General features: G+C 58.9%; 11 protein-coding genes. 2 read left to right on the top strand and 9 right to left on the bottom strand.

Translation table 11 applies throughout. The features are described from left to right. Window positions 1-81: 81 nt before the first annotated feature. A complete protein-coding gene (gene yfbR / locus PV407_RS11575) occupies window positions 82-669 on the top strand; it encodes a 5'-deoxynucleotidase (protein ID WP_332090074.1) in 588 nt (195 codons plus the stop codon). Window positions 670-673: 4 nt separating this feature from the next. Here the strand turns inward: yfbR and PV407_RS11580 are convergent, their stop codons facing one another. The 5 genes from PV407_RS11580 to citZ all read right to left on the bottom strand — a co-directional run bounded on the left by PV407_RS11580 (window position 674) and on the right by citZ (window position 6,060). Then, window positions 674-1,204: a hypothetical protein gene (locus PV407_RS11580; RefSeq protein ID WP_332090075.1), complete on the bottom strand. Its 531-nt coding sequence runs from the start codon at window positions 1,202-1,204 to the stop codon at window positions 674-676. 222 nt (window positions 1,205-1,426) lie between these two features. Beyond that, the gene (locus PV407_RS11585) at window positions 1,427-1,816 is read right to left on the bottom strand and encodes a hypothetical protein (RefSeq protein ID WP_332090076.1); all 390 of its coding nucleotides are present in this window, start codon (window positions 1,814-1,816) and stop codon (window positions 1,427-1,429) included. 214 nt (window positions 1,817-2,030) lie between these two features. Further along, the gene (gene mdh / locus PV407_RS11590; protein WP_332090077.1) at window positions 2,031-2,975 is read right to left on the bottom strand and encodes a malate dehydrogenase; all 945 of its coding nucleotides are present in this window, start codon (window positions 2,973-2,975) and stop codon (window positions 2,031-2,033) included. 464 nt (window positions 2,976-3,439) lie between these two features. Then, window positions 3,440-4,738: an NADP-dependent isocitrate dehydrogenase gene (gene icd, locus PV407_RS11595; protein ID WP_332090078.1), complete on the bottom strand. Its 1,299-nt coding sequence runs from the start codon at window positions 4,736-4,738 to the stop codon at window positions 3,440-3,442. Window positions 4,739-4,947: 209 nt separating this feature from the next. Further along, entirely contained in the window at window positions 4,948-6,060 is a 1,113-nt protein-coding gene (citZ, locus tag PV407_RS11600; protein WP_332090079.1) for a citrate synthase, read from the bottom strand. A gap of 200 nt (window positions 6,061-6,260) precedes the next feature. Here citZ and PV407_RS11605 point away from each other — a divergent pair, with 200 nt between their 5' ends. Beyond that, the gene (locus PV407_RS11605; protein ID WP_332090080.1) at window positions 6,261-7,790 is read left to right on the top strand and encodes a Ppx/GppA phosphatase family protein; all 1,530 of its coding nucleotides are present in this window, start codon (window positions 6,261-6,263) and stop codon (window positions 7,788-7,790) included. Here the strand turns inward: PV407_RS11605 and ppk1 are convergent. From ppk1 to PV407_RS29525, 4 genes are all read right to left on the bottom strand, one after another. Beyond that, the gene (ppk1, locus tag PV407_RS11610) at window positions 7,759-9,864 is read right to left on the bottom strand and encodes a polyphosphate kinase 1 (protein WP_332090081.1); all 2,106 of its coding nucleotides are present in this window, start codon (window positions 9,862-9,864) and stop codon (window positions 7,759-7,761) included. The genes PV407_RS11605 and ppk1 overlap by 32 nt on opposite strands. A gap of 172 nt (window positions 9,865-10,036) precedes the next feature. After that, a complete protein-coding gene (locus PV407_RS11615) occupies window positions 10,037-10,435 on the bottom strand; it encodes an FxsA family protein (RefSeq protein ID WP_332090082.1) in 399 nt (132 codons plus the stop codon). Further along, window positions 10,432-10,878 (bottom strand): acyl-CoA thioesterase, encoded by a 447-nt coding sequence (locus PV407_RS11620; protein ID WP_442951648.1) that lies wholly within the window; start codon window positions 10,876-10,878, stop codon window positions 10,432-10,434. The genes PV407_RS11615 and PV407_RS11620 overlap by 4 nt, the downstream gene beginning before the upstream one ends. A 573-nt stretch (window positions 10,879-11,451) precedes the next feature. Then, complete coding sequence (locus tag PV407_RS29525) at window positions 11,452-11,610, bottom strand: HAD hydrolase family protein (protein WP_442951649.1); 159 nt, start codon at window positions 11,608-11,610, stop codon at window positions 11,452-11,454. Window positions 11,611-11,613 lie beyond the last annotated feature (3 nt).

An 11,613-nucleotide genomic window follows, 5' to 3' on the forward strand; every position in this document is an offset into this window, starting at 1 on the left:
CATCGGGAGCCGCCGTATGCGCCGGCTCGCACGCAACCGATACCCGATAGTCCGACTGCGCGAGATGGGAGGATACTCATTGTGGAAAGCCATTTTTTCGCCTATTTGTACCGGCTTCGCTATATCGAACGTTGGAGCCTGATGCGCAACAGCGTCAAAGAAAACGTCGCGGAGCATTCGTTCCACGTCTGCCTGCTCGTCCACGCGCTGTGCACGATCGCGAACGACGTCTACGGCAAGAAGCTGCCGACCGAAGCGATCGTGACCGAGGCGCTGTTCCACGATACGACCGAAGTGTTTACGGGCGATATCCCGACGCCGGTCAAGCATCATAACCCGAACATTTTGCGCAATTTCCGGGAAATCGAACAGATCGCCGCCGAGCGTCTCGTCGGCATGGTGCCGGACAGCCTGCAGCCGACGTACCGCCCGCTGATCGAGGCGAAAAAAGCGAATCCCGAGCACGCCCGCTACATCAAAGCCGCCGATCTGCTGGACGCCTACTTGAAATGCGTCTCCGAGCTGTCCGCCGGCAACCGGGAATTCGCCGTCGCCAAAAAACAGATCGAGCAGTCGATCGAAATGCTCGACATGCCGGAAATCCGTTATTTTTTGCGGCACTTCGCCCCGAGCTTCGAGAAAACGCTGGACGAGCTGAACGAGGAGTAAGCCGTCATTCGTAACGGTAAACGCGCTCCCCGTCGGCGGAATACCCGTCCAGCTCAAAACCGGGATGCACCTCGCTGTAACGGTCCTGGAGCGCAAACCAGAGCGTGTATCCCGCGCTTGTTCGGACCAGCTCGGCGTCTTTGTCGATATAACTGTTGATCCCTTTATGCCGGATATGGAGTCGGCGGACCGATTCGTCCTGCAGGACGCCGTAATAAAGCTGGTACCGCTTCGTTTTCGAGTTCATGTCGAGGTTGATCCATGCCCAGTGGCTCCCGTTTTGCGGGGATACCGTTCCGCCGCCGAAGCCCCATTGGAAGCGGCTTCCTTTTTTATCGATCAAGCCTGCGTTCAGCCCGCCGTCCGGGTCCTCGTAAAAGACGATAACCGCATCGTCCAGTTCGTGCCGATGCATGACGCGGCTGGATGAGATCCCCGATTTGTCCAACGCTTCCGCTGCCGACTTCTCCCCGCGATCTTCATACCCCGACGTCAAAACGAACAAGCAAACCGCCAGCAGCAGCAGACGTTTCATCGGTTCGCTTCCTTGTCTTCCGGCCGCTTAAGCGCGTTCCGGATTCGCGTATATGCAGCCCCGCGGACCGGGAGCGAAAGTAACGCGATGCGAATGTACGAGCCCATTCGTCGATCCCTCCTTTGGGTTCCCTTTATTAGACGCGGCTTCGCTTGCGGATGTTTCCAGAAACAAGAAAAAAACCGGACCGCCCGTCGGGCGTTCCGGCCGTTTTCGCTTTCTTTATTTGGGCCCCAGCATCATGCCGAGAAGAAGCACGTAGCTGACGCCGCCAATCAACGTAAACATGCGCAGCTTCCGCAGCGCTCCGCCCGCCGTATCGCCGCCGATCAAAGCTTTGAACGGCTTGGACGCCATCCCCGTCATCGCGAACATGACGAGAATGAGCACGACGGCGAGAACCATCCACCAGACGGAATATTCCGCTTTGCTGACCATATACCCCCCGGACAAAAAAGCCAAAATCAAGACGTACTGCCCGATCCGATTGCCCCGGCTGAGCGCGATCGCCGTCGTACGGTTTGTCGCTCCCCCTACCAAAAACGGAAGCAAAATGTAAAAGATGAGGGCCAACGCAGATAGAACGTGAATGATGTACATTGCCTGATACACGACGATATTGCCTCCTTCGGTTCCGCTTGGAATCGTATTCCACCTGTAGTATACCGAAAAGCGCGGCCCGATACAAACTTTCGCGTTTTCCGCCCGCAAACGAACGAAAACCTCCGAATCGCCCGCGAGAAGCGGACGATACCGGAGGCTTTGCATCCATCATCCGTCCATCGATCCGTCCGTCCGGCCGACGGTACGGTACGGCCAAACGGCCTTATCCGCCGTTGACGACCGCGATGACGTTCCGTACGGATTGGGCGGATTTGTCCATGGCCGCTTTCTCTTCGGCCGTCAATTCGAGCTCGATCACTTTCTCGATGCCGCCGCCGCCAAGAATCGTCAGCACGCCCATGAACAGGTTCTCGTAGCCGTATTCGCCTTCAAGCAGTGCGATCGTCGGCAAAATCCGCTTTTTGTCCTTCAAAATCGCTTCCGTCATTTGCACGAGCGAAGCGGCCGGCGCATAGTACGCGCTGCCGTTGCCGAGCAGGTTGACGATTTCGCCGCCGCCGGTGCGGGTGCGCTGCACGATCGCGTCGATGCGCTCCTTGGGGATCAGCTTCTCGATCGGGATGCCGCCTGCGCTGGAGTAGCGAACGAGCGGAACCATGTCGTCGCCGTGGCCGCCGAGAACGACGCCGCGCACGTCTTCGACCGATACGTTCAGCTCCTTAGCAATGAACGTATTGTAACGGGCCGTGTCGAGAACGCCGGATTGGCCGATGACGCGGTTTTTCGGGAAGCCGAGCGTTTGATAGGCGACGTACGTCATCGCGTCGACCGGATTGCTCAAAATGATGACGTACGCGTTCGGGCTGTATGTTTTGACGTTTTCGCACACCGATTTTACGATGCCGGCGTTCGTGTTGACGAGATCGTCGCGGCTCATGCCCGGCTTGCGGGCAATGCCGGCCGTGATGATGACGACGTCGGAATCTTTCGTATCTTCGTAGTTGGCCGTGCCGACGATGCTGCTGTCGAAGCCCTGTACCGGGCTCGCCTCGAGCATGTCGAGCGCTTTGCCCTTCGTCGGGTTTTCGAGCTGCGGGATGTCGAGCAGCACGACGTCGCCGAGCTCTTTTTGCCCGAGCAGAAACGCGGTAGTCGCGCCGGTGAAGCCCGCCCCTACGACGGTAATCTTTCTGCGCCGAATAGACATGGTAAGGAGACCTCCTTGACGGTTTGTCGAAGTTTCCAAAAGAAACTTTCGATAGTATGCAGCCCTTTCCTGTTTGCCATCTTTAAGCTCCGTTATAGGCGCCGTTTTCATACATTACGAATGGTTAACGGATTTGCGTTCCGTTAAACGTACCCGAATTCGCTTATCTCCGGTTCATAAAGGATTATTTTTCCGCTATTCGGCTCTACTGGCTCTTTCAGAGGCGAACTCATGCCCCAATAACGGATCGGCGTACCTTTATTTGAACGGATGCGTAGTAACTTGAGGCTGATAGCGGAATACAGTTCCGTAATGTCCGGTCGTCTCGGTTGGGTCGATCCCCCGGCGCGGCGAAGCCCCCTGCCCCGGATCCGAATCGAAGCCCCGATCCCTTTAAAAGTCTCGGGGGCCCCGAAATGTACTCGATGTACGCTTCGGAGCCCCTTTTCACTTGCTTCAGTCGATTAGCCCATGTTTTTGATAACGAGATTTGCGAACTCGGAGCATTTCACTTCGGTCGCGCCTTCCATCAGGCGGGCGAAGTCGTACGTAACCGTTTTGTTGGCGATCGACTGCTCGAGCCCTTTGTAGATCAGGTCGGCCGCTTCGAGCCAGCCGAGGTGCTCCAGCATCATGACGCCGGACAGCGTAACGGAGCCCGGGTTGACGACGTCGAGTCCCGCATATTTCGGAGCCGTGCCGTGCGTCGCTTCGAAAATCGCGTGGTGCGTCACATAGTTGATGTTCGCCCCCGGCGCGATGCCGATGCCGCCGACTTGAGCTGCCAGAGCGTCGGACAAGTAGTCGCCGTTCAGGTTGAGCGTCGCGATGACGTCGAAGTCCGTCGGACGGGTCAGCACTTGCTGCAGCGCGATGTCGGCGATCGCGTCCTTCACGATGATTTTGCCGGCCGCTTCGGCGTCTTTTTGCGCTTTGTTGGCCGCTTCGGCGCCTTGCTGCTCCTTGATGCGGTCGTATTGCGCCCAAGTGAACACCTTGTCGCCGTATTCGCGTTCCGCGAGCTCATAGCCCCAGTTTTTGAACGCGCCTTCGGTGAACTTCATGATATTGCCTTTATGCACGAGCGTAACGCTCTTGCGGCCGTGCTTGATCGCGTATTCGATCGAGGCGCGGACGAGACGCTCGGAGCCTTCCTTCGAAACCGGCTTGATGCCGATACCGGACGTTTCCGGGAAACGGATCTTTTTGACGCCCATTTCCTTTTGCAAAAATTCGAGCACTTTTTTCACTTCCGGCGTGCCTTCTTGCCATTCGACGCCGGCGTAGATGTCCTCGGTGTTTTCGCGGAAAATGACCATATCGACGAGCTCCGGACGTTTCACCGGCGAAGGAACGCCGTTGAAGTAGCGGACCGGGCGCAAGCAAACGTACAGGTCGAGCTCTTGGCGAAGCGCCACGTTCAGCGAGCGGATGCCGCCGCCTACCGGCGTCGTCAAAGGACCTTTGATCGCCACGATATATTCGCGGATCGCCGTCAGCGTGTCGGCCGGCAGCCAGCTGTTGAATTGATTGAACGCTTTTTCGCCGGCGTACACTTCGTACCATGCGATTTTTTTCTCGCCTTTATAAGCTTTCTCGACAGCCGCGTCCAATATGCGCTTGGAAGCCGCCCAAATGTCCGGGCCGGTGCCGTCGCCTTCGATGAACGGGATGATCGGGTTGTTCGGGACGATCAGCTTGCCGTTGTCGATGGTCAGCTTCTGACCTTCGGTCGGGAGTGCGTATTGTTCGAATTGAGCCATGGGAAACCTCCTGGTTTGAAAATGGATATGGAAAACGCCGCTTGGAATCGGGACTTCCCCGAAAGCGACCGGTATAAGCCGTTTGAAAACGTCGCATTGGGGAACAATTGGCGTCTATGCCCGCAAAAGAACGGGAGTCGCAGCCCCCGGGTCTGAAACGCCCCGTCCGAAGGGAATGATGGGTTTAGGGCTTTCCGTCGAAGCCGGAATTAACGGTTTTCGATCGGAACGTATTTCTGATTGACCGGGCCGGTATATTCGGCGCGCGGACGAATGAGACGATTGTCTCCGTATTGCTCCAAAATATGCGCCGTCCAACCGGACACGCGGCTGATGGCGAAAATCGGCGTGAACAGATCGCGCGGAATTTCGAGCGACGTGTACACCGAAGCCGAATAAAAGTCGACGTTCGGCTTGAGCCCTTTTTGCCCGGTTACGAGCTCTTCGATTTTGATCGACATGTCGTACCAGTTCATGTTGCCGGTAATTTTGCCGAGCTCGCGGGACATTTTTTGCAAATGCTTCGCGCGCGGGTCGCCGTTTTTGTAAACGCGGTGGCCGAAGCCCATAATTTTTTCCCTGTTCGCCAGCTTCTCGTTGATGTACGCTTCCACGTTCGCGGACGAGCCGATTTCTTCGAGCATCGCCATAACCGCTTCGTTCGCGCCGCCGTGCAGAGGGCCCTTCAGCGCGCCGATGGCGGACGTAACGCCGGAGTAAATGTCGGAAAGCGTGGCGACCGTTACGCGCGCGGCGAACGTCGACGCATTGAGCTCATGGTCGGCGTGAAGCACGAGCGCTTTGTTGAGCGCTTCGACCGCAACCGAATCCGGTTCTTTGCCGGTCAGCATGTACAGGAAATTGTAGGCGATCGACACGTTCGCCTTCGGCGCGATCGGCTCTTTGCCTTCGCGAATGCGGGCGAACGCCGCGACGATGGTCGGCAGCTGCGCTTGCAGACGAACCGCCTTGCGCAGGTTCGCTTCCGGGCTCATGTCGTTCGCTTCGCCGTCGTACAGCGCGAGCGCGGATACGGCCGAACGGAGAGCGGCCATCGAATTCGTATCTTTCGGATACAGCTTGATCTGCTGAATGACGGAGTCCGCCACGGCCGCGCTGTCGCTCAGCTGCTTGTGCAGCTGCTCCAGCTCGGATTTATTCGGCAGCTTGCCGTACCAAAGCAAATAAACGACCTCTTCGAAGGAGGCGTGCTCGGCCAAATCGTCAATGTCGATTCCACGGTATGTCAGTACGCCGTCGATGATCGAGCTGATCGAAGACGTTGTCGCAACTATGCCTTCCAAACCTTTCGTAGCTGTCATATCTGTATCGCTCCTTTTCGCTAAAAGTTGAGGTTAATCGCGCGACTGATCGAGAAAAACTATCAACTAATATGATAAATGATTTCAGACGATAAAGATACAAAACGGGGCATAAAACTTCATTATCGCGCCAATAAACATTTTTTTGGTAGAATAGATCTGCGTTGCTCATCACCGCGCATGGAGGCCGACAAACAGTCATGGAAAACGAACGCGTAGGCATTATCGACATCGGATCGAACTCGGTTCGGCTTGTCGTATATGAACGAATCGGCGCGAAATCGTATCGCGTCATCGACGAAAGCAAACAAGCGGCGAGGCTGAGCGCGGCGATCGCGCCCGACGGCTCGATCGCGGATCGCGATATCGGCCGCCTGGCGGCCATTTTGAACGATTTTCGGATGCTGTGCCGCGTCCATGGGGCGTCGACGGTGCGGGCCGTCGCCACGGCGGCGATCCGCAACGCGACAAACGGACGGTATGCGGCCGAGCAGCTGCGCCTCCGCACCGGGATGCGCGTCGAAATCGTATCCGGCGAAGAAGAAGCGCGCCTCGGATTTGTCGGCGTCATGAACGCGATGGACATCGCGGACGGCTATTTGATCGACATCGGCGGAGGCAGCACGGAAATATCGCTGTTTCGCGGCCGAACCCTCGTCCGCAGCGTTTCGTTTCCGTTCGGGGCGGTCAACACGGCCAAAGCGTATACGGACGGCGGCACGATCGGCAGGGAGGAAGCGAAAAGGCTGCGCGACACGGTATCCGCGTTCGCCAAAGGCGAAGGATGGCTGCAGAGCGGGCCCGGACTTCCGCTCGTCGGCTTGGGCGGGACGATTCGTTCCTTGTGTAAAATCGACCAAAGCATGAAAAAATATGCATTTTCGCAAACGCACCGGTACGAAATGAGCCCGTCCGACCTCGACCGTCTCGCCGGCTGGCTGCCGTCGCTGACCGCCAAAGAACGCGAAAAAGTCGAAGGGCTGTCCCGGAACCGCGCCGACATTATCGTGCCCGGATTGATCATCCTGCATACCCTGTTTTTGCATCTGCGCGCCGGCCGCTGCATCGTCAGCGGGGCCGGTTTGCGCGACGGCGTCTTTTACGAGACCGTCTTTCCCGGCGAGCCGATCCGCAGCGACGTGCTGGCGGACAGCGCGCATAACTTGCTCGCGCAGCATCCCGCCGTCTCCCCGGCGCATGCCGCTCAGGTGAGCCGTTTCGCCGTTCGGCTGTTCGACGATTTGTCGCTCGGGGAAACGTTCGGGCCGCGGGCGCGCGGGCTGCTGCAGGCCGCCGCGCTGCTGTACCGGATCGGGGTGACCGTCCATTTTTACGACTATCATCTGCATACGTTTTATTTGCTCGTCCATTCGCGGCTGGACGGGTTGACCCATCGCGAAGCGGTGCTGTGCGCCTTGATCGCCTCGTTCCGGTCGAAAAGCCGGAGCCGCGCCGCGATGGCGCCGTACAAGGAGCTGCTCGCCGACTCGGATTCGGACCTCGTTTACCGGCTCGGCTCGCTGCTGCAGCTCGCCGTCGCGCTCGACCGGAGCGAGACGCAGCCGATTGCGGACATCCGCGCGAGCGTTCGCGGGCAGGAGCTGCTCCTCGACTGGAGCAGCCGGCACGATCCCGCGATCGAGCTGAACGAAATCGAGCGGATATCCGGCGATTTCAAAAAAGGGTGGGGCTTGCGCCTCAAGCCGAATCGTTCGGCCGCTTCCACGTAACGATGCGCTGCGCCTCGAACTGGCTGCGCAGCGGCGCGGCCGGCTCCTCCGCCGTCCCGCGAACGTACTGTCCGTTCGGCGTCAAGATGCGCGCTTTCACATTGTCCGTCAGGCTGAGGCGCAAAATGCGGATGACCGTTTCCTTCAGCCGCGGGTCGAGCACCGGGCACATCAGCTCGATGCGGCGGGTCAGGTTGCGCGTCATCCAGTCGCTGCTGGACAGCCATACTTCGGGATCGCCGCCGTTTTCGAAATAAAAGATGCGCGAATGCTCGAGAAACCGGTCGACGACGCTGCGCACCGATATCGTTTCGCTGTAGCCCGGCACGCCCGGCTTCAGGCAGCAGACGCCCCGGACGATCAGCTCGATCGGCACGCCCGCGCGCGACGCCTCGTACAGCTTGTCGACCATCTCCTGATTCGACAGCGAATTCATTTTGGCGATGATGCGCGCCGGCCGGCCCGCCGCGGCGTTTTCCGCTTCGCGGGCGATCAGCCCGAGCAGCTTCGTCTTCATGTCGGCCGGCGCCACGCCGAACGCCTGCCAATCGTGCGGCGCGGAATAGCCGGTCATTTCGTTGAACAACACCGAGGCGTCCTCGCCGATCACCGGATTGCTCGTAAACAAGCCGACGTCGGTGTACAGCCGCGCCGTATTGTCGTTATAATTGCCGGTCCCGACGTGCACGTAGCGGCGCAGCCCGTCCTGCTCCTGACGGACGACGAGCAATATTTTCGCGTGCGTCTTCAGGCCGACCAAGCCGTACACGACGTGGCACCCCGCCTTTTCCAGCTGCCTCGCCCAGGCGATATTCCGCTCCTCGTCGAAGCGGGCTTTCAGCTCGACGACGGCCGTCACCTGCTTGCCCGCCTCGGCGGCCCGCGCCAAAGCGCTGACGATCGTCGAATTGCCGCTTACCCGGTACAGCGTCATTTTGATCGCCATGACGTCCGGATCGCCCGCCGCCTGCTCGATAAAATCGCATACGACGTCGAACGACTCGTACGGATGGTACACGAGCACGTCCTGCCGGCGGAGCGCCTCGAACAGATCGTCCGCCTCCTCCAGCTCGTACGGATATGCCGGCTCCAGCCTCGGATAGCGCAAATGGTCGAAATCGGGCAGCGAAGCCGACAGCTTCATCAAATAGCTGAGGTCGATCGGACCGTCGATTTCGAACACGTTTTCGCCGATTTCGAACTCTTCCTTAAGCATGTCCAGCGCGTACGGATGAAACCCTTTCTGCACCTCGAGCCTGACCGGAGACCCCCAGCGCCTGCGCTTCAGCTCCTTCTCGATCTCTTCGAGCAAATCTTCGGCGCCTTCCTCGTCAAGCGTCAAATCCGCGTTGCGCGTCAGCCGGAACGGATCCACGGATATCGGAACGTAGCCGGCGAACATCGTTCGAATATGCGTCTCGATCAAATCCTCGAGCAGCACGAATTCCTGCTTGACGCTGTTCGCGCGCGCCGGCACTTTGATCAAACGGGGCAGGTTGGACGGAACCTGCACGATCGCAAAGTACGGCTCCTCGTCCGGAGCGTCCCCTTCCCGCAACAGCGTGACCGCAAGATACAGGTTCAGGCTGTGCACGAGCGGAAACGGCCGGCTCTGGTCGACGGCCATCGGCGTAAGCACGGGAAAGACGTAATCGTGGAAATAGTGGTCCATCAGCTTTTTTTGATTCGGGGTCAAATCGGCGTTATCGGTAAAAATAATGCCTTCCTTGGCGAGCGCCCGCGACAGCTCGCGAAACGTTTTGTACTGCTCCTGAACCATTTTGCCGGTCCGCTTCATGATGCGGCGCAGCAGCCCTTCCGGCGTATAGCCGGTGAAATCTTTTTTCGCGTAGCCCGCCTTCAGCTGATCCGTAATGCCCGCGACGCGCACGCTCATGAATTCGTCCAAATTCGTCGACACGATCGACAAAAACTTGATCCGCTCGAGCAGCGGCGTCGAGCCGTCCTGCGCTTCCTCGAGCACGCGCCGGTTGAACTCGATCCAGCTCAAATCCCGGTTGATGTACATCGTCTTCGCTTGCGTCTGCGTCTGCTGCTGCGTCCACTTCGACACTTCGACTCCCCCACCCGCGATATGGTTTTTCTTTATTATCGCCGCCGATTGTTAGTCCGATGTTAAGCAATTGTTAAATTTGACGCAAATTGCGAAAAAAAAGCGATCCCCCGTAAACGGCGCCGGGGGATGAAAATCGAAACGTATGGTCGAAGATGCGAACGCGAAGCCGTCACCGCCGGAAAAAGAAAAACGGCCTTCCCCGGGACAGCCTTTTTTGAATCCAGGCGACCAGCAGCTTGCGGAACAGCGGCCGCGTGACCGGCAGGACGAGCAAAATGCCGGCGACATCGGTCAAAAAGCCCGGCGATACGAGAAACACGCCTCCGGCGAAAATGCAAATGCCGTCCAAAATCGCCAGCGTCGGCGCCATGCCGGCCGCCATGTCGCGCTGCGCGTACGCCCATACTTTGGCCGCCTCTTTCTTGGCCAAATAAGCGCCGACGATTCCCGTCAGGACGATCAGAATAAACGTCTGCCAGCCGCCGATCCGTTGGCCGACCTCGATGATCGTCCATAGCTCCAATGCCGGGACGACGATAAACAGCAGCAGCAATACGCGCCCGATCATCGTTCGTCGCCGAGCAGCCCGAACAGCTCCGGCGCCTCCCGATCGATCCGCACCGGCTTCCAGTCCCGGTTCAGCCACATGTGGCGCGTCATGCCCGAGACGAGCAGCTCCCCTTCCGGCTCCGCCGAGTCGTTCGCGCGTCGGCGTTCGCCATGCGCGTCGGCGTCCGCTTCCGGTGCGTCCGCATCGACTCTCCCCTCCGCCGCCTTGCGCACCTGCGACTCGAAATGGACCGTCATCGCGCTGTAGGAGGCGATGCGCGTGTAGAGGACGATCTCATCGTCGTAACGGGCCGGCTGGCGAAACTTCGACTCCAGCTCGACGACCGGCAAATACAGGCCGAGCTCTTCGATACGCTTATACGGAAATCCGCGCTCGCGAATGAGCTCCGTACGTCCGATCTCGAACCAATTGACGTAGTTGGCGTGGTAGACGACGCCCATCCGATCCGTTTCCTGATAACGGACGCGAATGCGGTGCGCATGCCACCGGCCCGGCGGCCGCTCGCTTTGTTTCAACTGTCGTTCCTCCGTTTCCGTAAATGCCCGTTTGGTTTATTCCTATTGTACTGAACCGTCGTCGTTTCCACAAATTGCGCTCGCCTATAGGCAGGTAAAAAACTCCGCATGCCCGAGGAAGCGGACGCGGAGGGACTATTGCTTCAGGAAGCGGGCCGGGAACCGGGCGGAGTCGGCCGGGACGGCGGCTCATAGTGCTCGAAAGAACACTATCCGCCGGGCGGGGGCGCCTTGTTGGCGCCGATAGTGTTCTTTTGCGCATTAACGGCGGCGGCAACAGCCCGATACGGCCGGGACGGCGGCATATAGTGCTCGAAAGAACACTATCCGCCGGGCGGGTGCGCCTTGTTGGCGCCGATATTGTTCTTTTGCGCATTAACGGCGGCGGCAACAGCCCGATACGGCCGGGACGGCGGCATATAGTGCTCGAAAGAACACTACCCGCCGGGCGGGTGCGTCCTGTTGGCGCCGATCGTGTTCTTTTGCGCATGAGCCGCCTTACCCCCGAACGGGCGGAACGAGCGACTGCAGGAAGCGGGCGACCCCATGCTCGGCGTTCGTCGCCAGCACGCCGGTCGCCTGCCGCTTGACGAGCGGGTTGGCGTTGCCCATCGCATACTTTTCGTCGGCGATCTCGAACATCGGCAGGTCGTTCAAATT

Source organism: Paenibacillus sp. GYB003 (assembly GCF_036577625.1).
GTDB lineage: Bacteria > Bacillota > Bacilli > Paenibacillales > NBRC-103111 > Paenibacillus_AB.

Coding starts and splice junctions, on each gene's coding strand:
- PV407_RS11580 (WP_332090075.1), bottom strand. CDS start 1,204: ATGAAACGTCTGCTGCTGCTGGCGGTTTGCTTGTTCGTTTTGACGTCG.
- mdh (WP_332090077.1), bottom strand. CDS start 2,975: ATGTCTATTCGGCGCAGAAAGATTACCGTCGTAGGGGCGGGCTTCACC.
- icd (WP_332090078.1), bottom strand. CDS start 4,738: ATGGCTCAATTCGAACAATACGCACTCCCGACCGAAGGTCAGAAGCTG.
- citZ (WP_332090079.1), bottom strand. CDS start 6,060: ATGACAGCTACGAAAGGTTTGGAAGGCATAGTTGCGACAACGTCTTCG.
- PV407_RS11605 (WP_332090080.1), top strand. CDS start 6,261: ATGGAAAACGAACGCGTAGGCATTATCGACATCGGATCGAACTCGGTT.
- PV407_RS11615 (WP_332090082.1), bottom strand. CDS start 10,435: ATGATCGGGCGCGTATTGCTGCTGCTGTTTATCGTCGTCCCGGCATTG.
- PV407_RS11620 (WP_442951648.1), bottom strand. CDS start 10,878: ATGGGCGTCGTCTACCACGCCAACTACGTCAATTGGTTCGAGATCGGA.